This is a genomic window from Actinomyces howellii (assembly GCF_900637165.1).
Classification (GTDB): domain Bacteria; phylum Actinomycetota; class Actinomycetes; order Actinomycetales; family Actinomycetaceae; genus Actinomyces; species Actinomyces howellii.
This window is the reverse complement of record NZ_LR134350.1, coordinates 1270768-1297020: the sequence shown is the minus strand read 5'-3', so window position 1 is coordinate 1297020 and position 26253 is coordinate 1270768. Positions and strand designations below refer to the sequence as shown.

At 70.8% G+C, this 26253-nt stretch carries 34 protein-coding genes; 30 read left to right on the top strand and 4 right to left on the bottom strand.

Annotated features, from left to right (window positions below; all coding sequences use genetic code 11):
• The first annotated feature begins 11 nt into the window (after nucleotides 1-11).
• The 26 genes from rplV (at nucleotide 12) to EL245_RS05375 (ending at nucleotide 16974) form a co-directional block, all read left to right on the top strand.
• Nucleotides 12-389: a 50S ribosomal protein L22 gene (gene rplV, locus EL245_RS05500; RefSeq protein ID WP_126382257.1), complete on the top strand. Its 378-nt coding sequence runs from the start codon at nucleotides 12-14 to the stop codon at nucleotides 387-389.
• The gene (gene rpsC / locus EL245_RS05495; protein WP_126382256.1) at nucleotides 389-1198 is read left to right on the top strand and encodes a 30S ribosomal protein S3; all 810 of its coding nucleotides are present in this window, start codon (nucleotides 389-391) and stop codon (nucleotides 1196-1198) included. The genes rplV and rpsC overlap by 1 nt, the downstream gene beginning before the upstream one ends.
• 3 nt (nucleotides 1199-1201) lie before the next feature.
• Nucleotides 1202-1621 carry a 50S ribosomal protein L16 gene (gene rplP, locus EL245_RS05490; RefSeq protein WP_126382255.1) on the top strand — a complete coding sequence of 140 codons (420 nt, stop codon included), beginning with the start codon at nucleotides 1202-1204 and terminating at the stop codon, nucleotides 1619-1621.
• Nucleotides 1621-1866: a 50S ribosomal protein L29 gene (rpmC, locus tag EL245_RS05485; RefSeq protein ID WP_126382254.1), complete on the top strand. Its 246-nt coding sequence runs from the start codon at nucleotides 1621-1623 to the stop codon at nucleotides 1864-1866. Before rplP ends, rpmC begins: the two co-directional genes overlap by 1 nt.
• Nucleotides 1863-2144, top strand: a complete 282-nt coding sequence (gene rpsQ, locus EL245_RS05480; protein WP_126382253.1) for a 30S ribosomal protein S17 — start codon at nucleotides 1863-1865, stop codon at nucleotides 2142-2144. Before rpmC ends, rpsQ begins: the two co-directional genes overlap by 4 nt.
• 475 nt (nucleotides 2145-2619) lie before the next feature.
• Nucleotides 2620-2991, top strand: a complete 372-nt coding sequence (rplN, locus tag EL245_RS05475; RefSeq protein ID WP_126382252.1) for a 50S ribosomal protein L14 — start codon at nucleotides 2620-2622, stop codon at nucleotides 2989-2991.
• 2 nt (nucleotides 2992-2993) lie between these two features.
• Nucleotides 2994-3338 (top strand): 50S ribosomal protein L24, encoded by a 345-nt coding sequence (gene rplX / locus EL245_RS05470; RefSeq protein ID WP_126382251.1) that lies wholly within the window; start codon nucleotides 2994-2996, stop codon nucleotides 3336-3338.
• A 2-nt stretch (nucleotides 3339-3340) separates the two neighbouring features.
• A complete protein-coding gene (gene rplE / locus EL245_RS05465) occupies nucleotides 3341-3898 on the top strand; it encodes a 50S ribosomal protein L5 (RefSeq protein ID WP_126382250.1) in 558 nt (185 codons plus the stop codon).
• A 1-nt stretch (nucleotide 3899) separates the two neighbouring features.
• Nucleotides 3900-4085: a type Z 30S ribosomal protein S14 gene (locus tag EL245_RS05460; RefSeq protein ID WP_126382249.1), complete on the top strand. Its 186-nt coding sequence runs from the start codon at nucleotides 3900-3902 to the stop codon at nucleotides 4083-4085.
• Between the two features lie 58 nt (nucleotides 4086-4143).
• Nucleotides 4144-4542 carry a 30S ribosomal protein S8 gene (gene rpsH / locus EL245_RS05455; protein WP_126382248.1) on the top strand — a complete coding sequence of 133 codons (399 nt, stop codon included), beginning with the start codon at nucleotides 4144-4146 and terminating at the stop codon, nucleotides 4540-4542.
• A gap of 21 nt (nucleotides 4543-4563) precedes the next feature.
• Nucleotides 4564-5103: a 50S ribosomal protein L6 gene (gene rplF / locus EL245_RS05450; protein WP_126382247.1), complete on the top strand. Its 540-nt coding sequence runs from the start codon at nucleotides 4564-4566 to the stop codon at nucleotides 5101-5103.
• A gap of 2 nt (nucleotides 5104-5105) precedes the next feature.
• Nucleotides 5106-5480, top strand: a complete 375-nt coding sequence (gene rplR, locus EL245_RS05445; RefSeq protein ID WP_126382246.1) for a 50S ribosomal protein L18 — start codon at nucleotides 5106-5108, stop codon at nucleotides 5478-5480.
• Nucleotides 5481-5510: 30 nt separating this feature from the next.
• Entirely contained in the window at nucleotides 5511-6212 is a 702-nt protein-coding gene (gene rpsE, locus EL245_RS05440) for a 30S ribosomal protein S5 (protein ID WP_126382245.1), read from the top strand.
• Nucleotides 6212-6412: a 50S ribosomal protein L30 gene (gene rpmD, locus EL245_RS05435; protein ID WP_126382244.1), complete on the top strand. Its 201-nt coding sequence runs from the start codon at nucleotides 6212-6214 to the stop codon at nucleotides 6410-6412. The genes rpsE and rpmD overlap by 1 nt, the downstream gene beginning before the upstream one ends.
• Before the next feature lies 1 nt (nucleotide 6413).
• Nucleotides 6414-6899: a 50S ribosomal protein L15 gene (rplO, locus tag EL245_RS05430; protein ID WP_126382243.1), complete on the top strand. Its 486-nt coding sequence runs from the start codon at nucleotides 6414-6416 to the stop codon at nucleotides 6897-6899.
• Nucleotides 6900-7230: 331 nt separating this feature from the next.
• Entirely contained in the window at nucleotides 7231-8523 is a 1293-nt protein-coding gene (gene secY, locus EL245_RS05425; protein WP_126382242.1) for a preprotein translocase subunit SecY, read from the top strand.
• On the top strand, nucleotides 8520-9104 hold the full coding sequence (locus EL245_RS05420) for an adenylate kinase (protein ID WP_197719454.1): 585 nt from the start codon (nucleotides 8520-8522) through the stop codon (nucleotides 9102-9104). Before secY ends, EL245_RS05420 begins: the two co-directional genes overlap by 4 nt.
• A 78-nt stretch (nucleotides 9105-9182) precedes the next feature.
• On the top strand, nucleotides 9183-10061 hold the full coding sequence (gene map / locus EL245_RS05415) for a type I methionyl aminopeptidase (RefSeq protein ID WP_126382241.1): 879 nt from the start codon (nucleotides 9183-9185) through the stop codon (nucleotides 10059-10061).
• 70 nt (nucleotides 10062-10131) lie between these two features.
• Complete coding sequence (locus EL245_RS05410) at nucleotides 10132-11835, top strand: beta-N-acetylhexosaminidase (RefSeq protein WP_126382240.1); 1704 nt, start codon at nucleotides 10132-10134, stop codon at nucleotides 11833-11835.
• Nucleotides 11836-12052: 217 nt separating this feature from the next.
• The gene (gene infA / locus EL245_RS05405; RefSeq protein ID WP_003781847.1) at nucleotides 12053-12274 is read left to right on the top strand and encodes a translation initiation factor IF-1; all 222 of its coding nucleotides are present in this window, start codon (nucleotides 12053-12055) and stop codon (nucleotides 12272-12274) included.
• A gap of 36 nt (nucleotides 12275-12310) precedes the next feature.
• Entirely contained in the window at nucleotides 12311-12424 is a 114-nt protein-coding gene (gene rpmJ / locus EL245_RS05400; protein ID WP_005987264.1) for a 50S ribosomal protein L36, read from the top strand.
• 162 nt (nucleotides 12425-12586) lie between these two features.
• Nucleotides 12587-12961 carry a 30S ribosomal protein S13 gene (gene rpsM / locus EL245_RS05395; RefSeq protein WP_126382239.1) on the top strand — a complete coding sequence of 125 codons (375 nt, stop codon included), beginning with the start codon at nucleotides 12587-12589 and terminating at the stop codon, nucleotides 12959-12961.
• A 65-nt stretch (nucleotides 12962-13026) separates the two neighbouring features.
• Nucleotides 13027-13428: a 30S ribosomal protein S11 gene (rpsK, locus tag EL245_RS05390; protein WP_126382238.1), complete on the top strand. Its 402-nt coding sequence runs from the start codon at nucleotides 13027-13029 to the stop codon at nucleotides 13426-13428.
• Between the two features lie 186 nt (nucleotides 13429-13614).
• Complete coding sequence (locus tag EL245_RS05385) at nucleotides 13615-14616, top strand: DNA-directed RNA polymerase subunit alpha (protein WP_126382237.1); 1002 nt, start codon at nucleotides 13615-13617, stop codon at nucleotides 14614-14616.
• Between the two features lie 30 nt (nucleotides 14617-14646).
• On the top strand, nucleotides 14647-15393 hold the full coding sequence (gene rplQ / locus EL245_RS05380) for a 50S ribosomal protein L17, sunset domain variant (protein ID WP_126382236.1): 747 nt from the start codon (nucleotides 14647-14649) through the stop codon (nucleotides 15391-15393).
• 285 nt (nucleotides 15394-15678) lie between these two features.
• Nucleotides 15679-16974 carry a hypothetical protein gene (locus tag EL245_RS05375; RefSeq protein WP_126382235.1) on the top strand — a complete coding sequence of 432 codons (1296 nt, stop codon included), beginning with the start codon at nucleotides 15679-15681 and terminating at the stop codon, nucleotides 16972-16974.
• A 114-nt stretch (nucleotides 16975-17088) separates the two neighbouring features.
• Here the strand turns inward: EL245_RS05375 and EL245_RS05370 are convergent, their stop codons facing one another.
• On the bottom strand, nucleotides 17089-17868 hold the full coding sequence (locus tag EL245_RS05370) for an ROK family protein (protein WP_232009887.1): 780 nt from the start codon (nucleotides 17866-17868) through the stop codon (nucleotides 17089-17091).
• Nucleotides 17869-17926: 58 nt separating this feature from the next.
• Between EL245_RS05370 and EL245_RS05365 the strand changes: the two genes are divergently transcribed.
• The 4 genes from EL245_RS05365 (at nucleotide 17927) to glmM (ending at nucleotide 21771) form a co-directional block, all read left to right on the top strand.
• The gene (locus EL245_RS05365; protein WP_126382233.1) at nucleotides 17927-18952 is read left to right on the top strand and encodes a tRNA pseudouridine synthase A; all 1026 of its coding nucleotides are present in this window, start codon (nucleotides 17927-17929) and stop codon (nucleotides 18950-18952) included.
• Nucleotides 18953-19273: 321 nt separating this feature from the next.
• Entirely contained in the window at nucleotides 19274-19717 is a 444-nt protein-coding gene (gene rplM, locus EL245_RS05360; RefSeq protein ID WP_126382232.1) for a 50S ribosomal protein L13, read from the top strand.
• 43 nt (nucleotides 19718-19760) lie between these two features.
• Complete coding sequence (rpsI, locus tag EL245_RS05355) at nucleotides 19761-20255, top strand: 30S ribosomal protein S9 (RefSeq protein ID WP_126382231.1); 495 nt, start codon at nucleotides 19761-19763, stop codon at nucleotides 20253-20255.
• A gap of 160 nt (nucleotides 20256-20415) precedes the next feature.
• Nucleotides 20416-21771: a phosphoglucosamine mutase gene (glmM, locus tag EL245_RS05350; protein ID WP_126382230.1), complete on the top strand. Its 1356-nt coding sequence runs from the start codon at nucleotides 20416-20418 to the stop codon at nucleotides 21769-21771.
• Nucleotides 21772-21870: 99 nt separating this feature from the next.
• Here the strand turns inward: glmM and EL245_RS05345 are convergent, their stop codons facing one another.
• From EL245_RS05345 to coaA, 3 genes are all read right to left on the bottom strand, one after another.
• Nucleotides 21871-23382, bottom strand: a complete 1512-nt coding sequence (locus EL245_RS05345; protein WP_126382229.1) for an NAD(P)(+) transhydrogenase (Re/Si-specific) subunit beta — start codon at nucleotides 23380-23382, stop codon at nucleotides 21871-21873.
• Between the two features lie 4 nt (nucleotides 23383-23386).
• Nucleotides 23387-24931 carry a Re/Si-specific NAD(P)(+) transhydrogenase subunit alpha gene (locus tag EL245_RS05340; RefSeq protein ID WP_126382228.1) on the bottom strand — a complete coding sequence of 515 codons (1545 nt, stop codon included), beginning with the start codon at nucleotides 24929-24931 and terminating at the stop codon, nucleotides 23387-23389.
• Nucleotides 24932-25189: 258 nt separating this feature from the next.
• Nucleotides 25190-26212 (bottom strand): type I pantothenate kinase, encoded by a 1023-nt coding sequence (gene coaA / locus EL245_RS05335; RefSeq protein ID WP_126382227.1) that lies wholly within the window; start codon nucleotides 26210-26212, stop codon nucleotides 25190-25192.
• Between the last annotated feature and the right edge of the window lie 41 nt (nucleotides 26213-26253).

Sequence of the window (26253 nt, the reverse complement as noted above, 5' to 3'; positions counted from 1 at the left end):
AGGCAGAGAACATGGAAGCCAAGGCGCAGGCCAAGTACGTGCGCTGCACGCCGATGAAGGCACGCCGTGTCGTGGACGTCGTCCGCGGCAGGCGCGCTGTCGAGGCCGTCAACGTGCTCCGTTTCGCCCCGCAGGCCGCTGCGGTGCCGGTGCGCAAGGTCATCGAGTCCGCTATTGCCAACGCTCGGGTCAAGGCCGAGCGAGCCGGTGAGCCCTTCGACGAGAACGAGCTGTTCATCACCGAGGTGTTCGCCGACGAGGGCCCGACGCTCAAGCGTTTCCGCCCCCGCGCCCAGGGGCGCGCCGGACGGATCCTCAAGCGGACCAGCCACATCACCGTCATCGTCGGCGACCGCGCCGACGCCGCACAGAAGGAAGGAGCCCGGTAATGGGGCAGAAGGTCAACCCGACCGGGTTCCGCCTGGGCATCACCACGGACCACCGCTCGCGCTGGTTCGCGGACTCCACCAAGCCCGGTCAGCGCTACCGCGACTTCGTGGACGAGGACGTCAAGATCCGCCGGCTCATGGCCGACGGCATGGAGCGAGCGGGCATCTCGAAGGTCGACATCGAGCGCACCCGCGACCGTGTCCGCGTCGACCTGCACACCGCCCGCCCGGGCATCGTCATCGGGCGCCGCGGTGCGGAGGCCGAGCGCCTGCGCGGGCAGCTCGAGAAGCTGACCGGCAAGCAGGTCCAGCTCAACATCCTCGAGGTCAAGAGCCCCGACCTCGACGCCCAGCTCGTCGCGCAGGGGATCGCCGAGCAGCTCGCCAGCCGCGTGTCCTTCCGGCGCGCGATGCGCAAGGGCATGCAGTCCGCGATCCGCGCCGGCGCCAAGGGCATCCGGGTGCAGTGCTCGGGCCGCCTGGGCGGCGCTGAGATGAGCCGCTCGGAGTTCTACCGCGAGGGGCGCGTCCCGCTGCACACCCTGCGCGCGAACATCGACTACGGCTTCTACGAGGCCAAGACCACCTTCGGACGTCTCGGCGTCAAGGTCTGGATCTACAAGGGCGACATGACCGAGCGCGAGTTCGCTCGCCAGCAGGCCGAGTCCGGCCCGCGCGGTCGTGGGGGCCGTGGGGAGCGCCGTGGAGGCGCCCGCCGCGGTGAGCGCGCCCCGCGTCACACCGAGCAGCAGGCCGAGCAGGCGCCGGTCGCCGAGAACGCTGCCGCAGACCAGGGAACGGAGGCCTGAGCCGTGCTCATCCCCCGTCGGACCAAGTTCCGCAAGCAGCACCGCCCGCACCGCTCGGGCATGTCCAAGGGCGGCAACCAGATCGCCTTCGGTGACTACGGCATCCAGGCTCTCGAGCCGGCCTACGTCACCAACCGCCAGATCGAGGCGGCCCGTATCGCCATGACCCGCCACATCAAGCGTGGCGGTAAGGTGTGGATCAACATCTTCCCGGACCGGCCTCTGACCAAGAAGCCCGCCGAGACCCGTATGGGCTCGGGTAAGGGCGCCCCGGAGTGGTGGATCGCCAACGTCAAGCCCGGACGCATCCTGTTCGAGCTCGGCGGCGTCCCCGAGCCGCTGGCCCGGGAGGCTATGCGCCGTGCGCAGCACAAGCTGCCGATGAAGACCCGTTTCGTGACTCGTGAGGGTGGTGACGTCTGATGGCGATCGGTTCGAAGGACCTGACCCCGTCCGACCTCGACGGCATGGACAACGAGCGCCTCGCCGAGGAGCTGTCCAAGGCCAAGGCAGAGCTGTTCAACCTTCGGTTCGCCTCGGCGACCGGGCAGCTGGAGGACCACGGACGCCTCAAGGCCGTGCGCCGGGACATTGCCCGGATCCACACGATCGTGCGCGAGCGTGAGCTCGGCATCCGTACCGCTCCGAGCAGCCAGGAGTCGAAGTGAGCGAGCAGAACACCACCACTGTCACCCAGCGCCCGCAGCGCAAGGTCCGTCGCGGCTACGTCGTGTCGGACAAGATGAACAAGACCGTTGTCGTCGAGGTCGAGGAGCGCTACAAGCACTCCCGCTACGGCAAGGTCCTGCGTCGGTCCAAGAAGGTCAAGGTCCACGACGAGCTCAACGAGGCTCATGTCGGCGACCTCGTCCAGATCATGGAGACCCGGCCGCTCAGTGCCACGAAGCACTGGCGCCTGGTCGAGATCATCGAGAAGGCCAAGTGACCCGGTGCTGATCACCGGCTGACCAGCCACCGACCAGCCACCGACCAGCAGCAGACGACGCCGCAGCCGCCCCCACCCGGGCAGGCTGCGGCGTCGTCGTCTTCCCAGGACCCGGCGCGACCGGCAGCCAGGCGGGCGGGAGGGGGCGGGAGGGGAGCGGGCCGTCCCGCGCTCGGCGTCGCCGCCGCGGCGACGGAGCCGGCAGGCGGGCGGTGAGCAATGGCACAGCACCGCCGCCCTCGCCCGGGTTCCTCGTCATCGGCGCACTGCACTAGAGTGATGGGGTTGCGTGCGCCCCCGGTGCGCCTCGAGAGACCTCGTGCCGTGTGCACCTGTGTCTGGAGGGCAGAGGCGCCGCGGACTCAGCTCGCCCCGGCGGGCCGAGAAGTGCGCAAGACAAGAAGGAACGTTCGGCTAGGCTCGCCCGCCGCCCCGGCGGTGGGCGAGAACCGGCTCGACGACAGGAGAACACCCAATGATCCAGCAGGAGTCGCGACTGAAGGTCGCCGACAACACCGGTGCCAAGGAGATCCTGTGCATCCGTGTGCTCGGCGGCTCGGGTCGGCGCTATGCGGGTATCGGCGACACGATCGTCGCCACCGTGAAGGACGCCATCCCAGGCGGCAACGTCAAGAAGGGCGACGTCGTCAAGGCGGTCGTCGTGCGCACCACCAAGGAGCGCCGGCGCCCCGACGGCTCGTACATCCGATTCGATGACAACGCTGCCGTCATCCTCAAGAACAACGACGGCGAGCCCCGTGGCACGCGCATCTTCGGCCCCGTGGGCCGCGAGCTTCGTGAGAAGAAGTTCATGCGCATCGTGTCCCTCGCCCTGGAGGTGATCTGACCATGGCACGCGTCAAGAAGGGCGATCAGGTCATCGTCATCGCAGGCAAGGACAAGGGCAAGACCGGCCGTGTGCTCACGGTCATGCCCGAGGTCGACCGCGTCGTCGTCGAGGGCGTCCAGCGCGTGACCAAGCACGTCAAGGCCGGACAGACCGCCTCGGGGGCGCGCACCGGTGGTATCGAGACCGTCGAAGCCCCGATCCACGTCTCCAACGTCATGCTCGTCGACCCCAAGACCAAGCAGCGCACCCGCGTCGGCTTCCGCGTCGAGGAGAGCGAGCGCCCCAACGGCCGCAAGCGCACCGTCCGTGTGCGCTACGCCAAGAAGTCCGGGGAGGACCTGTGACCATGGCTGAGAAGACCACCCCCCGCCTCAAGGCCAAGTACACCGACGAGGTGCGCCCGGCCCTGCGCTCGGAGTTCAACCACGAGAACATCATGGAGGTCGGCGGCATCGTCAAGGTCGTCGTCAACATGGGTGTGGGCGAGGCCGCTCACGACTCCAAGATGATCGAGGGCGCCGTGCGCGACCTCGCGGCGATCACCGGGCAGAAGCCCCAGGTCACCAAGGCCCGCAGGTCCATCGCGCAGTTCAAGCTGCGCGAGGGCCAGCCGATCGGCGCGCACGTCACGATCCGCGGTGACCGGATGTGGGAGTTCCTCGACCGGCTCATCTCGATCTCGCTGCCCCGCATCCGCGACTTCCGCGGCCTGTCGCCCAAGCAGTTCGACGGCAACGGCAACTACACCTTCGGTCTGACCGAGCAGGCCGTGTTCCACGAGATCGACCAGGACAAGATCGACCGCGTGCGCGGCATGGACATCACCGTGGTGACCACGGCCAAGACAGACGAGGAGGCCCGCTCGCTGCTCAAGCAGCTCGGCTTCCCCTTCAAGGAGAAGTGACATGGCGAAGACCGCTCTCATCGAGAAGGCGAACCGCAAGCCGAAGTTTGGTGTCCGTGCCTACACGCGCTGCCAGCGCTGCGGCCGCCCGCACTCGGTCTACCGCAAGTTCGGCCTGTGCCGCATCTGCCTGCGTGAGATGGCCCTGGCGGGCCAGCTCCCCGGCGTGAGCAAGTCCAGCTGGTAAGAACTTACGTCGCAGGTCCGACGAGGAAACCACGACGAGGAAGGGCCAAGGCCCACTCATGACTATGACAGACCCGATCGCAGACATGCTGACCCGTCTGCGCAACGCCAACAACGCCTACCACGACAGCGTCTCGATGCCGTCCAGCAAGCTCAAGGTGAACATCGCCGCGATGCTCAAGGCCGAGGGCTACATCGTCGACTACACGGTGACCGACGCCGAGGTGGGCAAGACGCTCACGCTGAGCCTCAAGTACGGGGCCAACCGTCAGCGGGCCATCCAGGGCCTCAAGCGCGTGTCGAAGCCCGGCCTGCGCGTCTACGCCAAGTCCACGAACCTGCCCAAGGTCCTCGGCGGCCTGGGGGTGGCCATCCTGTCCACCTCCTCCGGCCTCCTGACCGACAAGCAGGCGGAGTCCCGGGGCGTGGGCGGCGAAGTCCTCGCCTACGTCTGGTGAGAGAAGGAACGGAGGACAACCATGTCTCGCATCGGACGACTTCCCGTTCCGGTTCCCGCCGGAGTGGACGTCACCATCGACGGCAACGACGTGACGGTCAAGGGGCCCAAGGGCACCCTGTCGCGCACGATCGCTGAGCCGCTGAGCGTGACCCGACAGGAGGACGGCACCATCCTGGTGACCCGCCCCGACGACGAGCGCGAGTCGCGCTCGCTGCACGGCCTGTCCCGCACGCTCATCAACAACATGATCGTCGGCGTCACCGAGGGCTTCACCAAGCGCCTCGAGATCGTCGGCACCGGTTACCGGGCGGCGCAGAAGGGCACGGGTGTCGAGCTCTTCCTGGGCTTCTCGCACACCGTCGTCGTCGAGGCCCCCGAGGGCATCACCCTGACGGTGGACGGCAACCTCAAGATCGACGTCTCCGGCATCTCGAAGGAGCAGGTCGGCGAGGTGGCCGCGAACATCCGCAAGATCCGTCCGCCGGAGCCCTACAAGGGCAAGGGCGTGCGCTACGCCGGCGAGAACGTGCGCCGCAAGGTCGGAAAGGCTGGTAAGTGACGATGGCTTACTCGATCAAGAGGGGCAAGACGAAGGCGGTCGCCCGCGCGATCCGTCACAAGCGTGTGCGCAAGCGCATCAACGGCACCGCCGAGCGCCCCCGCCTCGTCGTCACCCGGTCGAACCGCCACATGGTGGCCCAGGTCATCGACGACACCGTCGGGCACACCCTGTGCTCCGCCTCGACCCTCGAGCTGCCCGCGGGCAGCGTCGAGGGCCACAAGGTCGGCGCCGCCCGCAGGGTCGGTGAGCTCGTCGCCGAGCGCGCCAAGGCCCTGGGCATCGAGGCGGTCGTCTTCGACCGCGGTGGGAACAAGTACCACGGCCGTGTCGCGGCCGTCGCCGACGGCGCCCGCGAGGGCGGCCTGAGGCTCTGAGCCAGACGACGAGAAAGCAGAGGAATATCTATGGCTGCTCCGCAGCGAGACAGGTCCGCGTCGTCCGACGGCTCGGCCCAGCGCGACAACGACCGCGGTGAGTCCCGCGGCCGTCGTGACCGCAATGACCGCCGCGACCGCAACAGCCGCGGCTCCGACGACAAGTACATCGAGCGCGTCGTCACCATCAACCGTGTGTCCAAGGTCGTCAAGGGCGGCCGCCGCTTCACCTTCACGGCGCTCGTCGTCGTCGGTGACGGAGAGGGCACCGTGGGCGTCGGCTACGGCAAGGCCAAGGAGGTCCCCTCGGCCATCGCCAAGGCCGTCGAGATCGCGAAGAAGAACTTCTTCCACGTCCCGATGATCCGCCGCACCATCCCGCACCTCGTCCAGGGTGAGGACTCCGCCGGGGTCGTCCTCCTGCGCCCGGCCTCCCCGGGTACCGGTGTCATCGCCGGCGGACCGGTGCGCGCCGTGCTGGACTGCGCCGGCGTCCACGACATCCTGTCGAAGTCGCTCGGCTCCTCGAACGCGATCAACATCGTGCACGCCACGGTGGACGCGCTCAAGCAGCTCGAGCAGCCGGAGACGGTCGCGGCCCGCCGTGGCCTGCCCCTGGAGGACGTCGCGCCGCAGTCGATGCTGCGGGCGCGCGCCGAGGGCGAGGCCGACAGGCGTGCCGAGGCTGAGAAGAAGGAGGCCGACAAGGCCGCTGAGGGAGTGGGTGCGTGATGGCTCAGGCAGCTGAGAACAACCGGCAGCTCAAGGTGACCCAGGTCCGTTCGGGCATCGGCGGCACCCACCGCCAGCGCGAGACCCTCAGGTCCCTGGGCCTGCGCAAGATCCGCCAGTCCGTCGTCCGCGAGGACACCCCGTCCGTGCGCGGCATGATCGCCACGGTGGCGCACCTCGTCACCGTTGAGGAGGCCTGAGATGGCTGACACCACGAAGAACGAGGGCGCGAGCCAGGACAAGGTGCAGGTCGTCAAGCTGCACCACCTCCGTCCTGCCCCGGGCTCCAAGAAGGCCAAGACCCGCGTGGGTCGCGGTGAAGCCTCCAAGGGCAAGACCGCCGGCCGTGGCACGAAGGGCACGAAGGCCCGCTACCAGGTTCGTCCCGGCTTCGAGGGCGGGCAGATGCCGCTGCACATGCGGTTGCCCAAGCTCCGTGGCTTCACCAACCCCAACCGGGTGGAGTACCAGCCGGTCAACGTCGGTCGTATCGCCGAGCTGTTCCCCGCGGGCGGCGCCGTGACCGTCGAGGACCTCGTGGCCAAGGGCGCGGTGCGCGACGGCCACCTCGTCAAGGTCCTGGGATCGGGCGAGGTGAGCGTCGCGCTGGAGATCACCGCCGACGCCTGGTCAGCCTCCGCCAAGGAGAAGATCGAGGCCGCAGGCGGCACGATCACCGCGCGCTGAGCGCGCGAGGACGACCTCAGGGTCCCCGGGCCCCGGGTGGGACGAGCACGAGCTCGTCCCACCCGGGGCCCGGTCGCGTGCCCGGGGCGGTGCGGGGCGGCCCGGGGCGGCGCAGGGCTGTGCAGCGCGGTGCAGGGAGCAGGGAGGGTGTCCGTCCTGCCCGTGGGCGGGCGCGCATGGTGACCGATCCCCCGTTGCGAGGGTGTCACGGCCCCGGGCGGGTCGAGCCGAGCAGGGTAGGGTGGCCCACGGCGCTGCCTTGCGCCAGGCGTCAGCGCGCCCCCTGGCGGGCCGGCGCCCCGGACCATCCCCACAGCTCACAGGAGACCGAGTGCTCAGCGCGTTCATGCAGGCGTTCAAGACGCCTGACCTCAGGAGCAAGCTTCTGTTCACCTTGGGCATCATGGCCCTGTTCCGGTTCGGCTCGATGCTGCCCACCCCTGGCGTCGACCTCGCCAACGTGCAGGTCTGTGTCGGGGAGTCGCAGGAGGCCGGGCTCCTGGGCCTCATCAACATCTTCTCCGGTGGCGCGCTGCTCCAGCTGAGCGTCTTCGCGCTGGGGATCATGCCCTACATCACCGCCTCGATCATCATCCAGCTGCTGCGGGTCGTCGTCCCCCGTTTCGAGGAGCTCCACAAGGAGGGCCAGGCCGGCACGGCCCAGCTGACCGAGTACACCCGCTACCTCACCATCGGCCTGGGCCTGCTCCAGTCCGCCACGATCGTGGCCACCGCGGCCAGCGGGAACCTCTTTCCGGGATGCTCGGTGCCGGTGGTCCCCGACGACTCCCCGCTCACGCTCGCCCTCATGATCGTCACGATGACCGCGGGCACCGGTCTCATCATGTGGCTCGGTGAGCTCATCACCGAGCGCGGTGTCGGCAACGGCATGTCCCTGCTCATCTTCACCTCGATCGTGGCCTCGATGCCCCAGAACCTCTTCTCGATCGCCGGGGGCAACGGCGGCTTCGGCAAGCTTGCCGCGGTCATCGGCGTCATCCTCGTGTCGACGGTCGCCGTCATCTTCATCGAGCAGGCCACCCGCCGCATCCCCGTCCAGTACGCCAAGCGGATGGTGGGCCGCCGCCAGTACGGGGGGTCGACGACCTACATCCCGATCAAGATCAACACCTCGGGCGTCATCCCGGTCATCTTCGCCTCCTCGATCCTGGCCATGCCCCAGCTCATCGCCCAGTTCGGCGACCCTGCCTCGGGCTGGGTGCAGTGGATCATGAACAACCTCCAGCAGACCGACACGATCTACCTCGTCGGCTACGGCCTGCTCATCGTGTTCTTCACGTTCTTCTACACCGCGATCACCTTCAACCCCGAGGAGATCGCCGACAACATGAAGAAGTACGGGGGGTTCATCCCCGGGGTGCGCGCCGGGGAGCCCACCGTGCGCTACCTCACCTACGTCATCAACCGCGTGACGACGGCCGGCTCGGTCTACCTCCTCGCCCTGGCGCTCGTGCCGACGCTGGCGGTCATGTGGATGGGACTGTCCCAGAACCTGCCCTTCGGCGGCACGACCATTCTTATCATGGTCGGTGTCGGTCTCCAGACCGTCAAGGAGATCAACTCCCAGCTTCAGCAGCGTCACTACGAAGGGTTCCTCTCATGAGCGTACGCATCGTCCTGCTCGGTCCACCCGGGGCGGGCAAGGGCACGCAGGCCGCCCGCCTGTGCGGGCGACTGGCCGTCCCGGCGATCTCCACCGGCGACATCTTCCGCTCCGGTGCCCTGGGCGACACCGAGGCCGGCAGGCGGGCCAGGGCGCACATGGACAAGGGGGAGTACGTCCCCGACGAGATCACGAACGCTCTGGTCGAGGAGAGGATCTCCCGTCCTGACGCCGCGCAGGGCTTCCTCCTGGACGGCTACCCCCGTACCGAGGCCCAGGTGCACGAGCTCGACGCGATGCTCGAGCGCTCCGGGGCGAGCCTGGACGCGGTCGTCGAGATCACCCTCGACCCCGAGGCCGTCGTCGCCCGGCTGCTCAAGCGCGCCCAGGAGCAGGGCAGGGCGGACGACACCGAGCCGGTCATCCGTCACCGGCTCGAGGTCTACGCCGAGCGGACCGAGCCCCTGGCGGCCATCTACGCCTCCCGAGGCGCGCTCGTGCGCGTCGACGGCGACGGCGAGGTCGACGAGGTGGCGGACCGGATCGTCTCGGCCCTGGGCGCCCACGGCCTGAGCGTGTGACCCCGCGGCGGCGCCGCCCCGCGCCCGCCGGCGCCGCCCCGCCCACCGACCCGTGTCCCGACGGACCAGGAGGCTCTCGTGCTGTCGCGCACCCGCATCCAGATCAAGACACCCGACGAGGTCCGGCTCATGCGCCGCGCCGGCCTCGTCGTGGCGGACGTCCACGCCGCGCTGCGCGAGGCGGTGCGGCCGGGGGTGAGCACCGCGGAGCTCGACGCCGTGTGCGCCGCCGTCATCGAGTCACGGGGTGCCCACTCCAACTTCCTGGGCTACCACGGGTTCCCCGCCACGGTGTGCGTCTCGGTCAACGACGAGGTCGTCCACGGCATCCCCGGGCCGAGGGTCCTGCACGAGGGGGACCTCGTCACCTTCGACTGCGGTGCCTACGTCGTCGACGACGGCGTCCAGTGGCACGGTGACGCCGCCTTCACCACGGTGGTCGGCGGCCGCTACGCCTGCGAGACCGACCGGCTCCTCGACGCCACGACGAACGAGGCCCTGTGGGCGGCCGTCGCCGCCCTGGCGCGAGCGGCCGCCGGGCTGGCCGAGGGACGGGGCGCCCGGCTCAACGCGGTGGGGGACGCCGTCGAGGAGGTCGTCGACTCCGTCGCCGAGCGCACGGGTCTGCGCCTGGGGATCCTCGAGGAGTACGTCGGCCACGGGATCGGTACCGCGATGCACATGGAGCCCGACGTGCTCAACTACTCGGTGCGGCGACGAGGTCCGCGGCTGCGGCCCGGGATGGTCCTGGCCATCGAGCCGATGCTCACCTCGGGCTCGGCACAGGTGCGCGAGCTCGACGACGGCTGGACGGTCGTGACCCAGGACGGCTCACGCGCGGCCCAGTGGGAGCACACCGTGGCAATCGTCCCCGGTGGGGTGTGGGTGCTCACCGCACCCGACGGCGGGGTCGAGGGCCTGGCCCCCTTCGGGATCGAGCCCCGTCCCCTCACCTGAGGCAGGGCGCCAGCGACCGGGGCACGACTGAGTCACCCGGCGCCGACCGTTGATCGTCTACAGTCCTGCCATGATCGACAGCGCCGTCGACGCCCCGTGCGACCCCACGACCATCCTGCCCCGGCCCCGGCGGCTCAACGCTGGCCAGGGCACCCTCGAGCTGCGCCGCACCACCCCGCTCCTGTGCGCCCACGGCACCGAGCCCGCCGCAGAGTGGCTCGCCCAGCGCCTGCGGGACGGGCTGGGGTGGGGCGCCGGAGCCGATCTCCTGCCGCTGCGGGCGCCAGGTCCGCAGGGCTGCGCGGTGCGCCTCGTCCTGGACCCCCGGGCAGGCGACGGCCCTGAGGACTACCGCCTGCGCATCGACGCCCAGGGCGTGGAGGTCAGCGGCGCCGGTGCGCCCGGCGTCATGCACGGGGCGCGCACGCTGCTGAGCCTCCTGCCCCCGCGCGCCCTGGCGGCAGACGGCGCGTCCTGGTCCCCGGCCCCGGCCGAGGGCGACCCGGTCATCGCCCGCTTGCCCCACCTCCTGGTCGAGGACGGTCCCCGCCTGGGCTACCGCGGACTCATGCTCGACGTCGCCCGCTCCTTCCTCCCGGTGGCCGAGGTGTGCGCGATCGTCGAGGCGGCGGCTTTGGCTAAGATCAACGTCCTGCACCTCCATCTCGTCGACGACCAGGGCTGGCGTCTCGAGATCACCAACGACGGGCGCGAGCCGGGGGACACCATCGACTACACGGCTCTGACCCGCGTGTCAGGGGCCACGGCCGTGGCCGGGGGAGGGTACGCGGGCCGTCCCGGCCGCACCGGCTGGTACACCCAGGCCGACTACCGGCGCATCGTCGCCTTCTGCCGGTCCCGGTGCGTCGAGGTGGTCCCCGAGATCGACGTGCCCGGCCACGTCGGGGCGGCCCTGCACGCGGTGCCCGAGCTGTGCACCCCGGGCTCCTCGCACGCGGCGACCCCCGAGCAGCCGGTCGCCCCCGTCGACGGGTCGACCGCCGTGGGGCGCTCCTACCTCGACCCCGGGTCACCGGCCACCCTTCGCTTCCTGCGCCACGTCCTGGGGCAGGTCGCCGCGCTCGACCCCGCCGGCAGGCGCATCCACCTCGGCGGCGACGAGCCCTGGGCCATGGCCGAGCGCTACGGGATCGGGCCCGGATCGCCCTACGCCGAGCTCCTCAGGAGCGCCCAGCGGATCGTGCGTGAGCTCGGCCGCGAGCCGATGGGGTGGAACGAGGCCGTCTCGGCCGGACCCCAGGCAGGGGTCCTCCAGCTGTGGCACGCCGGGACGCAGGAGCGTGCGGCCCTGGCCAGGGCCGCTCAGGAGGGCGCCCGCTTCGTCATGTCCCCCTCGACGCGGACCTACCTCGACCAGAAGTACGACGCCTCCAGCCCGATCGGACTGACCTGGGCCGGTGCGGTCGACGTGCCCGCGGCCCGGGACTGGGACCCTGACGAGCAGCTGGAGGGCCTGACTCCCGGGGCGGTCATCGGGGTCGAGGCCCCCTTGTGGTCCGAGACGGTCCGCTCGCGGGCGGACGCCGAGTGGCTCATCTTCCCTCGCCTGCTCGCCACCGCCGAGGTCGGCTGGAGCCCGGTGACGACCCCGGGGGACAGGCAGGAGGAGACCGAGGCCTTCCTCCGGCGCTGCGCCGCCTGGGGGCCACGGATGGCCGCCATGGGAACCTCCTTCCACCGGGCGGGCTCGGTGCCCTGGGCCGACTACGGTCCGGTGGACGGCGACGGGCTGCCCGGCACGGGAGCCGCCTGACCGGTGGTGTGGCCGGAAACACCGGCAGTGTGCGCCATCGGGCGTGGTGAGGCACGGTGTGCCTGCCGTATCCTTGTCAGTCGGTGCGCCCGACGGCCCGGCGCGCCCCGTGAGCGTCGGCACCCTGCCGTCCCGCTCCCGGGGACGGGCTCGAGGGCGTGCGGCCCGACGGCGTCGTCGCCGGGCGAACTCGAGCGAGCAGGACCGACGGAGGAACATGGCAAAGAAGGACGGAGTCATCGAGGTCGAGGGATCGGTCGTCGAGGCCCTTCCGAACGCGATGTTCCGGGTGGAGCTGAGCAACGGGCACGTCGTGCTCGCGCACATCTCCGGCAAGATGCGGCAGCACTACATCCGCATCCTCCCCGAGGACCGCGTGGTCGTGGAGCTGAGCCCCTACGACCTGTCCCGCGGTCGCATCGTCTATCGGTACAAGTGACAGTCCTCCCCGCAGCGGGGATGACGGAGGAACATCATGAAGGTCAAGCCGAGCGTCAAGAAGATCTGTGACAACTGCAAGGTGATTCGTCGCCACGGCCGTGTCATGGTCATCTGCGAGAACCCGCGGCACAAGCAGCGCCAGGGCTGACAGGCCCCGCGCCGGCGGCCGCATCGGACGGTCGCCTCTCAAGCACCCGACCCGGCGCTCACAGCAGTGCGCGCAACCCCCGGTTCCTGGAGGCCGGGGCCGCCGACGACACGGCGGAGGGGATGGGTGACGACCTCCGGGAGCACACAGGAGAACCACACCGTGGCACGTATTTCCGGCGTCGACCTGCCTCGCGAGAAGCGAGTCGAGGTCGCGCTCACCTACATCTTCGGGATCGGGCGCACCCGTGCGCAGGAGACCCTCGCGGCCACCGGGGTCAGCCCCGACACCCGCGTCAAGGACCTCACCGAGGAGGAGCTCGTCAAGCTCCGCACCCACATCGACTCCAGCTATCAGGTCGAGGGCGATCTGCGCCGTGAGGTCCAGGCCGACATCCGCCGCAAGATCGAGATCGGCTGCTACCAGGGCCTGCGCCACCGCCGCCACCTGCCGGTGCACGGCCAGCGCACGAAGACCAACGCGCGGACCCGCAAGGGCCCCAAGCGCACCGTGGCCGGTAAGAAGAAGGCCAAGTAAGCAGCAGTCCACCGCGGGCACGGCCGCCCGCGTGGAACGACGACCTCATCTGAGAAGAAGGAAGAATGCCTCCCAAGACCCGCACCGCCGTGCGCAAGCCGCGCCGCAAGGACCGCAAGAACGTCACGCACGGCCACGCCTACATCAAGTCCACCTTCAACAACACGATCGTGTCGCTGACCGACCCGACCGGCGCCGTCATCGCCTGGGCCTCCTCGGGCCAGGTCGGCTTCAAGGGATCCCGCAAGTCGACCCCCTACGCCGCCCAGCTCGCGGCTGAGGCCGCCGCGCGCCGCGCTCAGGAGCACGGGATGAAGAAGGTCGAGGTCTTCGTCAAGGGACCCGGCTCCGGCCGTGAGACCGCGATCCGTTCGCTGCAGGCCGCAGGTCTGGAGGTCGGCTCGATCACGGACGTCACCCCCCAGGCCCACAACGGCTGCCGCCCGCCCAAGCGCCGTCGCGTCTGAGAGGGCATGAGGTGCGACGGCGCTCCCGCACGAGGCGGGGGCGGTCGTCGGCCGACAGGTCCGTCCCACCGGGGCGGGCCGGCCGCGTGGACGGGCAGTGGCATCGCGACTCCACGGCACTGCTCCGCGCGGCCCCACCATGAGGACCGGCGTCATATATCGGGCGCCGCGACGAAAGGAAACCGAGTGCTCATCGCACAGCGACCCACGCTCTCCGAGGAGGTCATCGAGGAGGACCGCCGCTCGCGGTTCGTCATCGAGCCCCTCGAGCCCGGATTCGGCTACACGCTCGGCAACTCGCTGCGCCGAACGCTGCTGTCGTCCATCCCGGGCGCCGCAGTGACCTCCGTGCGCATCGACGGCGTGCCCCACGAGTTCCGCACGATCGCCGGGGTCAAGGAGGACGTCACCCAGATCATCCTCAACATCAAGGAGATCGTCCTGTCCTCGGAGAACGACGAGCCGGTCGTCATGTACCTGCGCAAGTCAGGTCCGGGCGTCGTCGCCGCCGGCGACATCACCCCTCCTGCGGGCGTTGAGATCCACAACCCCGAGCTGGTCATCGCCACGCTCAACGAGAAGGGCAAGCTCGAGATCGAGCTGACGGTCGAGCGCGGCCGCGGCTACGTGTCGGCCAACCAGAACAAGGACCCCAACGCGGAGATCTCCCGGATCCCGGTGGACTCGATCTACTCGCCGGTCAAGAAGGTCTCCTACGCCGTGGAGGCCACCCGTGTCGAGCAGCGCACGGACTTCGACCGCCTGGTCGTCGACGTCGAGACGAAGGCCTCGATCACCCCCCGCGACGCACTTGCCTCAGCGGGCAAGACGCTCGTCGAGCTCTTCGGCCTCGCCCGCGAGCTCAACGTCGAGGCCGAGGGCATCGAGGTCGGTCCCTCGCCGATGGACCAGGCCCTTCAGCAGGACCTCGCCCTCATGATCGACGAGCTCGACCTGCAGGCGCGGTCCTCCAACGCGCTCAAGCGCGAGGGCATCCACACCGTCGGTGAGCTCGTCGCGCGCAGCGAGGCGGACCTGCTTGACATCCGCAACTTCGGTGCGAAGTCGATCTCCGAGATCAAGGAGAAGCTGGCCGAGCTGGGGCTGTCCCTCAAGGGATCCCCGGTCGACTACGTCGCGGACGACGACTACACCAACCCCACCTTCAGCGACGAGGCGCAGGCCTGAGCCCGCTCGTCAATCCACTAGGAGACAACCATGCCCCGCCCCACCAAGGGTCCCCGCCTCGGCGGCTCCGCCCAGCACCAGAGGCACATGCTGGCCAACCTGGCCACGCAGCTCATCGTCCACGAGTCGATCACGACCACCGAGGCCCGGGCCCGTCGCCTGCGCCCCTACGTCGAGAAGCTCATCACGAAGGGCAAGCGCGGCGACCTCCACGCCCGGCGCACCGTCATGAAGAAGGTGACGGACAAGTACGCCGTCTACCGTCTCTTCGAGGAGCTCGCCCCCCAGTTCGAGGGGCGTGACGGCGGGTACACCCGCATCGTCAAGACGCTGCCGCGCAAGGGCGACAACGCCCCGATGGCCGTCATCTCCCTCGTCCTGGAGCCGGTGGCCGCCAAGGAGGTCGTCGCCGACGCCGTCGACACGGCCACGCGCGCGGCGCGCAAGGCCGCTGAGAAGGCGGTCGCGGGCTCTGAGGAGACTGCCGAGGAGGCTGTCGAGGAGACCGCCGAGGAGACCACGGACGAGGCCGCCGAGGAGGCCGCGCAGGCCCCGGTCGAGTACGCCGGTGCCGTCCGCCTCGAGGAGGGCTCGACCGAGGCGCCCGACGAGGACCACCAGGTCAAGGGCAACGAGGACTCGATGAAGTACCACGTGCCGGGTTCGCGGTGGTACGACGCCACGGTCGCCGAGGTCTGGTTCGCCAGCGCCGAGGAGGCCGAGGCCGCTGGCTTCGCCCCGGCCGGGGGCGCGGCGGCGCAGAAGACCGGCAAGTGAGCCGCGCTCCGAGCCTGTGAGCTCGACCAGCGCCTGACGGCGCACGGGCAGGGCCCCTCCCGCATGATGCGGGAGGGGCCCTGCCCGTGCCCGGACACGGTTGAGTGCGTGGATTTCGCGAGTATCGCGTCGCGCAAAAGACGTATGAATTTCTGTGAGGCGTGGGAGGCTTCACACAGGTTGGTGTGCTTGAAGAAGGGGACGGGGTTCCCAGTCCCGCTGTTGGCCGCTACGGTGGGAGCGTTACGGATCCGTAACTGAGACCCCGAGACCCCTGGAGTCCCCATGACAGACGTGACACCCGACCGTACAGCGTCCCGCCGCCCCGTTCGGCGTGCCCTCGCCTCCCTGGCAGCGGGACTCCTGGCCCTTCCGCTGGGCTGGGCGGCTGTGACTGGCGCCCCGGCAGCCGCCGATGATGGCGTCACGGTGGACACCGTGACCGTGACCTCAAGCAAGGCTGAGGCGTGGGCGACCATAGACCTGACCGCCAGCTGGCACGCCACGAACCCGGAGGCGGGGCAGACCTTTGTCGTCGAGCTCGGTGACGGGCTGCGCTGGCCCGCCGGGCTCAGCTTCTCTCTGGTCGACAAGGACCGTCCCGAGGTCGCCGTCGGCGACTGCGTGGCGTCCGCGGCCGACGCGCCCCTGACCTGCACGCTCAACTCCGAGGTCGATCAGTGGGACCGCCTTGACGGCACGCTGACCGCTCGCGCGCAGATCACCGGCGACCTTATCGGCGCGACCTCGACCACGATGACGGTGGGGGGCACCCCCGTCACCGTGGTCCCGGGCGACTCCGACGGCGACGGCGTGTGCGACACGACCTGCGACGGGGTGCTTCCCGAGCAGGCCGAGCCGGTGACCCGGAAGAGCGGTTGGCTCCAGGAGGTGACCGACTCCGGCACCTTCGTGTGGCGGTGGGACGTCAACGTGAGCGGGTCGACCCAGTACACGGTGGTCGACTCCGGGCCGACCTTCTCCAGCCTGCGGTGCACTGACACCGACTGGTCGGAGGCGCGGCCGGTCCAGCCGACGCTCGACATCAACACCGGGGCGCTGACCTGGACGGTGGACTCCGTCGACACCGTGTGCCGGGTGCGCTTCACCTCGACCTCGACCTCGGGCACCGCGCAGAACGTGGCGACCGTCAACGGGGTCGACTACACCGCGACGGCCCAGGCCACCGCCCTGGGGTCCGGTGACGTGACGGGTGCGACGACGCCGCTGCCCTCCGCCTCGGCCACCACCTCGGCGAACCCGAGCATGACCGACGTGCCCACCGGCACGGCCACCGACGTGCCCACCGGCACGGCCACCGACGTGCCCACCGGCACGGCCACCGACGTGCCCACCGGCACGGCCACCGACGTGCCCACCGGCACCGCGACCGACGTGCCCACCGGCACGGCCACCGACGTGCCGACTGACCGGGCGAGCGTGACGACCACGACGACGACCACGACGAGGAACCCGCAGCTCGCCCGGACGGGCTCGGCCGCCGGGACGGTGGCGCTCGTCGCGATCGTCCTCACCGCGGCCGGCGGTGCGGGGCTGTACATCGTCCGGCGTCGCGCCTGACCCTTCTCCGAGCGTCGCGGGGCGGTCGGCACCACTGGGGTGCCGGCCGCCCCGCCGGTGTGTGCCGGGAGGTGCCCGGGAGAGGCGGGCGCCCAGCAGACGTCGAGGGCAGGTTTAGGTCCTGCGCGGATCCTGTGAGGGCCGGGTCATCTCCCAGCAGCGGGCGCCTCCGGTCATCCCCGCCTCGTTGGGCACGATGACGACGTCGTCGCCCATCTTGCCCAGCTGCAGCGGGGTGATCCTCCTCGAGTTGCCGCCGCCCAGGTAGAGGCGGTCCCACACGAACATGGGGCGCAGGGCGTCGACGACCCTGCGTACCCGCCGCGACCAGTGCGCGTCGCCCAGGCGCAGGCGCTCGTGCTCGCCGATGTAGTCGTCGTAGGTCAGTCCCCAGCGCACCGGTCCTTGTGAGACCTCGACGTGGGGGGCGAGCACGCCGTTGTCGAAGACCGCGTTGCCCAGGCCGGTTCCCAGGGTCACGATCATCTCGTAGCCGTGGCCGGTGACGACCCCGCAGCCCGCGACCTCGGCGTCGTTGAGCACGAGGCAGGGGACTCCCAGGTGCTGGGAGACGGTGCTCGCCATGTCGAACCGGGCCCAGGCGTCCTTGAGCTCGGGCAGGACGCGGGATCGCGGCCCGTCCCGGGTGATGTAGTGGGGGGTCTCGATGACGACGCCGTGGCGGATCATGCCCGGCATGCCGACCGTCACCCGGTCGGCGCTCGGCAGCTGCTCGGCGAGCGCGGCGATGGTCGCCACGAGCTTGTCGGGGGGCAGGGGGTAGGGCGTCGGCGTGCGGACGGCGCGCGAGATGATGGATCCCTCGGGGTTGAGGACGGCTGCCTTGATGCCGCCGCCGCCGCAGTCGACGGACAAGGTGGAGGTGGTGGTCACGGGCACGACGCTACCGCGCCGGCGGGCCCGGAGGCGGGGTCCGTGGTCGAATGGGGCCATGACCTCGAACGAGCCCGGTGCGGTCCGGTCCGTACGTGTCCGGCTGGACCTGTCCTACGACGGTGGTGCCTTCAGCGGCTGGGCGGCGCAGCCGGGCCGACGTACTGTCGAGGGGGTGCTCACCGAGGCGCTTACCGCGGTCCTGCGCCATCCGGTGCGGCTCACAGTGGCGGGGCGTACCGACGCGGGGGTTCACGCCGCCGGGCAGGTGGCGCATCTCGACGTGCCTGCCGCGGCCTGGGAGGCGCTGACCGGCCGCTCGGGCCGCTCGCCCCAGGAGGCGCTTGTCGCCCGCCTGACCGGTGTCCTCGCCCGGGAGGCGGTGAGCTCGCGGCAGGCCGCCGGCCTGGGTCCGGTGCCCCGAGGCTCCTCGGACCTCGTGGTCGGCGGGGCGAGGCTGGTCCCGGTCGACTTCGACGCTCGCTTCGGGGCGCTGAGGCGTCGGTACAGGTATCGGATCGCCGACGCCGGCTCGCCGCGGGAGCCGTGGAGACGCGGGCAGGTGCTCTGGGTCGCCCGGGATCTCGACGTCGAGGCGATGGCCGACGCCGTCGGGCGGCTGGTGGGTGAGCACGACTTCCTGTCCTACTGCCGGCCGCGGGACGGAGCCTCGACGGTGCGCACCCTCTCCGCGGCCTCCTGGCGGCGACTGCCCGCAGGGCTGGAGGGAGGGGGAGACTCGGGGCGGGGGGGAGGGGGAGACTCGGGGCGGGGGGGAGGGGGAGACTCGGGGCGGGGGGGAGGGGGAGACTCAGGCCTGGTCGTCCTCGATGTCGCCGCCGACGCCTTCTGTCACTCGATGGTCCGCTCGCTGGTCGGGGCCTGCCTCGAGGTCGGACGGGGGGCTCGGGCCGTGTCCTGGCCCGCCGAGCTCCTGGCAGCGTGCAGTCGGCAGCGTGCGGCTCCTGTCGCCCCGGCCCACGGGCTCACCCTCATCGGGGTTGACTACCCCAGTGACGAGCGGCTCGCCGAGCAGGCGGCTCGCGCCCGCGTCCTGCGCACCGCTCAGGGGTGCGGTTGCTGAGCCTGTCCGGCCTGCGCGTCTTGGGTGGGCTGCTCGGAGCGCTGCTTCGTGCGGTGGGTGGGTGCGGCGCGCCTGCCGATCCCGGGAGGCGTGGCAGGACTCACGACAAACTGCGTCGTCATTCTTTTGACCCCTGTCACGGGCCGCCGGTAAGGTGAGCAATCGTCGTGCAGCACGCGTGCGCGTCCGCGGTGCCATCCCACTCGCCCGGTAAGCCGGTGCTCCGACCCCTCACCTGACCATGACGGTCTCGCCGGACAGCGACGCTTCTTCACGCTCGACCGGCGCGGCCGCTCGCCAAGAGAAACGAAGGCAACGCCCGTGCGCACGTACACACCGAAGCCCGGCGACGTCGAGAAGACCTGGTACGTCATCGACGCCACCGACGTCGTCCTCGGCCGGCTCGCGGCCCAGGCCGCGACCCTGCTCCGTGGGAAGCACAAGCCGCAGTTCGCCCCGAACACCGACTGCGGCGACTACGTCATCATCATCAACGCCGACAAGGTCGTCCTGACCCACGGCAAGGCGGACAGCAAGTTCGCCTACCGCCACTCGGGCCGCCCAGGTGGCCTGACGGCCGTCTCCTACCGGGAGCTGCTGGCCACCCGGCCCGAGCGCGCCGTCGAGAAGGCCGTCAAGGGCATGGTGCCCCACACGAGGCTCGGCCGCGCCCAGCTCAAGAAGCTCAAGGTCTACGCCGGCGCTGAGCACCCGCACGCCTCGCAGAACCCGCAGGCCTACGAGATCACCCAGGTCGCCCAGTAAGCGCGCCAGCGCCCGGCACCCCGCGACAAGCAAAGGACATATCGTGGCTGAGACCACTGTCGACATCGACGCGCTGGACGAGGACAACGCCCCCTCCAGCTACACCACCGAGACCGCCGGCGCCACCGAGGGCCGCGGCCAGTCCATCACCGCCCCCGGGGCAGGACTCGGACGCCGCAAGGAGGCCGTCGCCCGCGTCCGGCTCGTCCCCGGCACCGGCCAGTGGACGCTCAACGGCCGCACCCTGGAGGACTACTTCCCCAACAAGCTGCACCAGCAGCTCGTGCGCGCCCCCTTCACCATCCTCGACCTCGAGGGCCGTTTCGACGTCATCGCCCGTATCCACGGCGGGGGCATCTCCGGCCAGGCCGGCGCCCTGCGTCTGGGCATCGCCCGCGCCCTCAACGAGATCGACCGTGAGGCCAACCGGCCGGCCCTCAAGAAGGCCGGGTTCCTCACCCGCGACGCCCGTATCGTCGAGCGCAAGAAGGCCGGTCTGCACAAGGCCCGTCGCGCGCCGCAGTACTCCAAGCGCTGAGTCGGCCCGCGGCCGCCTTGCCGCTCTCAGGAACGGCGCCCCGCCCCTTCCGGTACCGGAAGCGGCGGGGCGCCGTCCTGCTCGTGGGGGGCCCGTGGCACGCATGGCGGCCGGGCCGTGGGATGATGGGCCGGACGCTCGACTCAGGAGGAACTGACACATGGCACGACTCTTTGGTACCGACGGTGTGCGCGGACTGGCCAACGACCTGCTCACCCCCGCCCTGGCAGTCCAGCTCGGCCAGGCCGCGGCCCGGGTGCTCACCGCCGACGCCCCTGCGGCTGGACGCTCCCGGCGGCCCCGGGCGATCGTGGGGCGTGACACCCGTGCCTCCGGGGAGTTCCTCGATCACGCCATCAGCTCGGGCCTGGCCTCCTCGGGTGTCGACGTCACCCGCGTCGGGGTCCTGCCGACCCCGGCGATCGCCCACCTGACCGCGACGCAGGACATCGACCTCGGTGTCATGATCTCCGCCTCTCACAACCCCTTCGAGGACAACGGCATCAAGTTCTTCGCCAGGGGGGGCCTCAAGCTCGACGACGCCGTGGAGGACGAGATCGAGGCGCTTCTCGGACGGGTCGAGGACCTGCCCACGGGTGCGGGAGTCGGACGCGTCATCAAGGGCGAGACGGTTGCTGACCAGACCTACATCAACCACCTCGTCGACTCGGTGGCCACGGACCTGACCGGCCTGCGCATCGTCGTGGACGCCTCCAACGGCGCGGCCTTCACGGTGGGGCCGGCCGCCCTGCGCGCCGCCGGCGCCGAGGTCATCGTCATCAACGCCTCTCCCGACGGCCTCAACATCAACGCCGACTGCGGCTCGACCCACCCCGCCCAGCTCCAGAGCTATGTGCGCTCGGTCGGCGCGGACATGGGTGTGGCCTACGACGGGGACGCCGACCGGTGCCTGGCCGTGGACGCCGAGGGTAACCTCGTCGACGGCGACCAGATCATGGGCCTGCTCGCGGTGGGCATGAAGGAGGACGGGACGCTGGGCTCGGACACGCTCGTCGTCACCGTCATGAGCAACCTCGGTCTCATCCTGGCGATGCGCAAGGCCGGCATCCGCACCGTCCAGACCGGAGTGGGTGACCGCTACGTGCTCGAGAAGATGCTCGCCGGAGGCTTCACCCTCGGCGGCGAGCAGTCCGGCCACGTCATCGACACCCTGCACGCCACGACCGGTGACGGCGTGCTCACCTCCCTGCGGGTCGCGGCCCGCCTCAAGCGCACCGGGCGCTCCCTGGCCGAGCTGGCGAGCATCGTCGAGCGCCTGCCGCAGACGCTCATCAACGTCAAGGGCGTCGACAAGGCCGCGGCGGGGACGAACCGTGCGGTCCAGGAGGCGGTGACCGCGGCCGAGGAGCGGCTGGGCGAGACCGGCCGTGTCCTCCTGCGCCCCTCGGGTACCGAGCCGCTCGTGCGCGTCATGGTCGAGGCCGCCACCCAGGAGGAGACCGACGCCGTGGCCGGCGAGCTCGCCGAGGTCGTGCGGACCAACCTGAGCCTGTGAGCTGAGCGTGTGAGGTCTGGCGAACCGCAGCGTGCCTGACAGGCGTGAGGGGCGGGCCCCGTACGGGGCCCGCCCCTCACGCCTGTCAGGCTGAGCGCCTCATTCCAGGGCGCGGATGATGGCCTCGACGCTGTCCTTGGCGTCCCCGAAGAGCATCTGGGTGTTGTCCTTGAAGAACAGCGGGTTCTGGACGCCGGCGTAGCCGGTGGCCATCGAGCGCTTGAAGACCACGACGCTTCGCGCCTCCCACACCCGCAGGACAGGCATTCCCGCGATCGGGGAGCCCGGCTGCTCGGCGGCCGGGTTGACCGTGTCGTTGGCGCCGATGACGAGCACGACGTCGACCTCTCCCAGGTCGTCGTTGACCTCGTCCATCTCCAGGACGATGTCGTAGGGCACCCGCGCCTCGGCCAGGAGGACGTTCATGTGCCCCGGCAGGCGCCCGGCGACAGGGTGGATGCCGAAGACGACCTCGACGCCCTCGGCGCGCAGCATGTCGGTGAGGGTGGCCACGGGGTACTGGGCCTGAGCCACCGCCATGCCGTATCCCGGGGTGATGACGACGCGGCGCGCCGCCTGGAGCATCCGCGCCACGGAGGTCACGTCGGTCTGCTCGATCGTGCCCTCCTGGTCCGCGTCCCCGGCCGGCGTTCCCCCGTCGGTGCCGAAGCCCCCGAGGAGCACCGACATGAAGGAGCGGTTCATGGCCTGGCACATGAGGTAGGACAGGTAGGCGCCGGAGGAGCCCACCAGGGTTCCGGTGATGATGAGCAGGTCGTTGTTGACCATGAACCCGGTGAAGGTCGAGGCCCAGCCGGAGTAGGAGTTCATGATCGACACGACCACCGGCATGTCTCCGCCGCCGATGGCCACGACGAGGTGCACGCCCAGGCCCAGGGCGAGGACGGTCATGACCACGAGGCAGGCCCAGGCCGCGGGTGAGCCCTCCGGGAGCAGGAGGAAGGCGACCATGAGTCCCAGGGACACGAGCAGGATCGCGAGGTTGACGAGGTTGCGCCCGGGCAGGGCGATGGGGCGCCCGGGCACCCTGCCGGCGAGCTTGAGGGCGGCCAGGACCGAACCGGTGAAGGTGACCGCGCCGACGAAGACTCCGAGGAAGACCTCCCCGAGGTGGAAGGTGCCCAGGGACTCGGCCAGGGCGTCGGGGGCGGCGTAGGAGTTGTATCCCACGACGACGGCGGCCAGACCCACGAGCCCGTTGAGGACGGCGATGAGCTGGGGCATCCCCGTCATGGCGACGCGGGCGGCCAGGACCATGCCGATGACGGCGCCGATGCCCAGGGCCAGCATGATGAGCAGGAGGGTGGGCAGCACCCCCCGGGCCGGGTCCGAGCTGAGTGCCAGGCCGATGGCGGCTACCACGGCCACGGCCATGCCGACGGCCCCGGCGATGTTGCCGGACACGGCGGTCTCGTGCTTGGACAGGCCGGCGGCGGCCAGGATGAACAGGACGGCGGCCAGGATGTAGGCCAGGACGACCGGGGAGGGCAGGGTGCCCAGGACGACCTCGGCGGCGCCCTGGGCGGGCAGGGCGGCCGGCGGCGCGGCGGACACGGTGGAGGCGGTGAGTACGGCGGTGACGGCGAGCATCGCCTCAGTCCTTCCTGAACATCGCGAGCATGCGGTGGGTGACCGCGAAGCCGCCGAAGACGTTGACGGTGGCCAGCACAAGCGCCACGAAGGCGGCGGCGCTGATGAGGGGGTCGGAGTGGCCGACCTGGGAGATCGCGCCAAGCAGGATGATGCCCGAGATCGCGTTCGTCACGCTCATCAGGGGCGTGTGCAGGGCGGGGGTCACGTTCGAGATGACGTGGAAGCCCAGGATGACCGACAGGACGAGCACGACGTAGTGGCTCGTGGCCGCCTCCGGGGTGACCAGGACGAGGGCGGCCCCCACGAGGGCGGCCGCGGCCAGGCCGACGGCGCGCAGGCGCCGGGAACGGGCCCGGGCGGCTGCTTCCTGCGCCTCGGCGCGGGCGAGCTCCTCGGCCGAGGGCCCCTGCGCTGCCGGTGCGGCCGAGACGGTGACCGGCGGGGGCGGCCAGAGCGTCTGCCCCTCGTGGCACACGGTGATCGCGCGCACGACCTCGTCCTCGAGGTCGAGCACGAGGGTTCCGTCCTTCTCGGGGGTCATGAGGGTCAGGAGGTTGACGAGGTTCTGCCCGTAGAGCTGGGAGGCCTGGGAGGGCAGGCGCCCGGCCAGGTCCGTGTGGCCCACGATGGTGACCCCGCCCTCGGTGGTGACGACCTCCCCGGCCACGGTCAGCTCGGTGTTGCCGCCTGTGGCGGCGGCCATGTCGATGATGACCGAGCCCGGCGCCATCGCCTCGATCGCCTCGCGGTCGAGCAGGATCGGTGCGGCGCGCCCCGGGATGGCCGCGGTCGTGATGACGATGTCGGCCTGGGCCGCCTGCTGGGCGTAGAGCCGGGCGGCCAGGGCCGCCTGGTCCTGGGACATCTGCGTGGCGTAGCCGTCCGAGGAGGTCTCCTGGGCGGTGGGCACCGGGACGAACTGCGCGCCCATCGAGCGGACCTGGTCGGCGACCTCGGGGCGCACGTCCGTGCCGCGCACGACGGCGCCCAGAGAGGTGGCCGTCCCGATGGCGGCCAGTCCTGCCACGCCGGCGCCGATGACGTAGACCGAGGCCGGGGGGAACTTGCCGGCGGCCGTGACCTGACCGCCCAGGAGCCGGCCGAAGTGGGTAGCGGCCTCGATCACCGCCCGGTAGCCCGCCAGGTTGGCCTGAGAGGACAGGACGTCCATGGCCTGGGCGCGGGAGATCCTGGGCACGGCGTCCAGGGCCAGGGCGGTAGCCCCGGTGGCCCGCAGGGACTCGATGAGCTCGGGGTGGCGGGCGGGGTCGAGACGGCTGACGACGGTCGTGCCCGGCCCGAGCATGCCCAGGGACTCCTCGTCGGGGGCCGAGGCACTGAGCACCACCTCGCAGGTCCAGGCGCCGGTGGGCCCGACCAGGCGCGCACCGGCCCGCTCGTAGGCGGAGTCGGGGAAGCGTGCCCGCTCCCCGGCGCCCCGCTCGACCAGGACCTCGTATCCGAGCCTGATCATCTTCTCGACTGTCTGCGGCGTCGCCGCGACGACGGGCTGGTCAGGCCCCTCACAGGGCACTCCTAGACGCACTGATGCTCCTTCGCGCTCGTCGGCTCGGACCGGGTGGGGTCCGTCCGGGGCAGGACTGACGATGAGGAGAACCCTAGAGGAGTGAGTCGGGCCACGGGAAGGTATGAGGTCCGGTATGTGGAACGGATGTACCAGTCTCCTGCCCACGCGGCTCCCGCCACCATAAGTCGCGTCGTCCTGGTGGGTCGTTCCTGCCTCACGAGCGTCTGGTACGCGCGTACCGGCCCCGTCGGGCGCAGGCTGGCCTCAGGGTCGGGCTCAGGCCTTGCGCAGGAGCACCCGCCGCATGCGGTGGTCCGGGCCCTTGTCGAGCACGAGGGTGGCCCTGCCTCGCGTGGGGGCGATGTTCTCCCGCAGGTTGGTCAGGTTGACGCTCTCCCACACCTCGGAGGCCGCGGCCAGGGCGATGTCGTCAGGGATCGCGGCGAAGCGCTGGAAGTAGGAGCCCGGTTCGGTGAAGGCCGTGCGCTTGAGGGTGAGGAACCGGTCGAGGTACCAGCGGCGGATGTCGAGGGGGTCGGCGTCGACGTAGATCGAGAAGTCGATGAAGTCGCTGACCGCCAGGGCCGAGGGGGCCTGGGACCCCGAGGCGCCCCGCCGTCCCCGCGGAGCGGGCTGAAGGACGTTGAGGCCCTCGAGGACGAGCACGTCGGGCCGCTCGACGACGACCGAGGCCCCGGGGACGACGTCGTAGACGCGGTGGGAGTACACCGGGGCCTCGACACGAGGGGCCCCCGACTTGACCGCTGCCACGAAGTCGAGGAGGGCGCGCCGGTCGTAGGACTCGGGGAACCCCTTCCTGGCGGTCAGGCCCCGCTCCTCCAGGACCCGGTTGGGCAGGAGGAAGCCGTCGGTCGTCACGAGCGCGACCGAGGGGGTGGCCTCGAAGCGGGCCAGGAGGTGGGCGATGAGGCGGGCCGTCGTCGACTTGCCCACCGCCACCGAGCCGGCCACCGCCACGACGAAGGGGGTCGACACGCGCTCGGCGCCCTGGCCCAGCCCGAGGAACTCGGCGGTGCGACGTGCGCGCTCGCGGGTGGCGGCGATGTAGTCCTCGAGCAGCGCCGTCAGAGGGCGGTAGACGACGTCGACCTCGGGCAGGTCGATCGGGTCGCCCAGGCCGCGCAGCTTCTCGACGTCGGCCTGGGTCAACGGCAGCGGCGCCGTGCGGGCCAGCGCCCTCCACCTCTCGCGGTCGAGCTCGATGTAGGGCGAGGCCGCCGAGGTCGGTCTCGCGGGGTCCGGGGAGCCGGTGGTGCTCACGGGCCAAGTCTGACCCATCGACGGGCGGCCCGACGCACCTCGGCGGTGCCGGGCTCCCC

What these genes read in the sequence shown, in the direction of transcription:
- rplV (WP_126382257.1), top strand. Translation starts at nt 12, where the DNA reads ATGGAAGCCAAGGCGCAGGCCAAGTACGTGCGCTGCACGCCGATGAAG.
- rpsC (WP_126382256.1), top strand. Translation starts at nt 389, where the DNA reads ATGGGGCAGAAGGTCAACCCGACCGGGTTCCGCCTGGGCATCACCACG.
- rpmC (WP_126382254.1), top strand. Translation starts at nt 1,621, where the DNA reads ATGGCGATCGGTTCGAAGGACCTGACCCCGTCCGACCTCGACGGCATG.
- rplN (WP_126382252.1), top strand. Translation starts at nt 2,620, where the DNA reads ATGATCCAGCAGGAGTCGCGACTGAAGGTCGCCGACAACACCGGTGCC.
- rplX (WP_126382251.1), top strand. Translation starts at nt 2,994, where the DNA reads ATGGCACGCGTCAAGAAGGGCGATCAGGTCATCGTCATCGCAGGCAAG.
- rplE (WP_126382250.1), top strand. Translation starts at nt 3,341, where the DNA reads ATGGCTGAGAAGACCACCCCCCGCCTCAAGGCCAAGTACACCGACGAG.
- EL245_RS05460 (WP_126382249.1), top strand. Translation starts at nt 3,900, where the DNA reads ATGGCGAAGACCGCTCTCATCGAGAAGGCGAACCGCAAGCCGAAGTTT.
- rpsH (WP_126382248.1), top strand. Translation starts at nt 4,144, where the DNA reads ATGACTATGACAGACCCGATCGCAGACATGCTGACCCGTCTGCGCAAC.
- rplF (WP_126382247.1), top strand. Translation starts at nt 4,564, where the DNA reads ATGTCTCGCATCGGACGACTTCCCGTTCCGGTTCCCGCCGGAGTGGAC.
- rplR (WP_126382246.1), top strand. Translation starts at nt 5,106, where the DNA reads ATGGCTTACTCGATCAAGAGGGGCAAGACGAAGGCGGTCGCCCGCGCG.
- rpsE (WP_126382245.1), top strand. Translation starts at nt 5,511, where the DNA reads ATGGCTGCTCCGCAGCGAGACAGGTCCGCGTCGTCCGACGGCTCGGCC.
- rpmD (WP_126382244.1), top strand. Translation starts at nt 6,212, where the DNA reads ATGGCTCAGGCAGCTGAGAACAACCGGCAGCTCAAGGTGACCCAGGTC.
- rplO (WP_126382243.1), top strand. Translation starts at nt 6,414, where the DNA reads ATGGCTGACACCACGAAGAACGAGGGCGCGAGCCAGGACAAGGTGCAG.
- EL245_RS05420 (WP_197719454.1), top strand. Translation starts at nt 8,520, where the DNA reads ATGAGCGTACGCATCGTCCTGCTCGGTCCACCCGGGGCGGGCAAGGGC.
- EL245_RS05410 (WP_126382240.1), top strand. Translation starts at nt 10,132, where the DNA reads ATGATCGACAGCGCCGTCGACGCCCCGTGCGACCCCACGACCATCCTG.
- infA (WP_003781847.1), top strand. Translation starts at nt 12,053, where the DNA reads ATGGCAAAGAAGGACGGAGTCATCGAGGTCGAGGGATCGGTCGTCGAG.
- rpmJ (WP_005987264.1), top strand. Translation starts at nt 12,311, where the DNA reads ATGAAGGTCAAGCCGAGCGTCAAGAAGATCTGTGACAACTGCAAGGTG.
- rpsK (WP_126382238.1), top strand. Translation starts at nt 13,027, where the DNA reads ATGCCTCCCAAGACCCGCACCGCCGTGCGCAAGCCGCGCCGCAAGGAC.
- rplQ (WP_126382236.1), top strand. Translation starts at nt 14,647, where the DNA reads ATGCCCCGCCCCACCAAGGGTCCCCGCCTCGGCGGCTCCGCCCAGCAC.
- EL245_RS05375 (WP_126382235.1), top strand. Translation starts at nt 15,679, where the DNA reads ATGACAGACGTGACACCCGACCGTACAGCGTCCCGCCGCCCCGTTCGG.
- EL245_RS05365 (WP_126382233.1), top strand. Translation starts at nt 17,927, where the DNA reads ATGACCTCGAACGAGCCCGGTGCGGTCCGGTCCGTACGTGTCCGGCTG.
- glmM (WP_126382230.1), top strand. Translation starts at nt 20,416, where the DNA reads ATGGCACGACTCTTTGGTACCGACGGTGTGCGCGGACTGGCCAACGAC.
- EL245_RS05345 (WP_126382229.1), bottom strand. Translation starts at nt 23,382, where the DNA reads ATGCTCGCCGTCACCGCCGTACTCACCGCCTCCACCGTGTCCGCCGCG.
- coaA (WP_126382227.1), bottom strand. Translation starts at nt 26,212, where the DNA reads ATGGGTCAGACTTGGCCCGTGAGCACCACCGGCTCCCCGGACCCCGCG.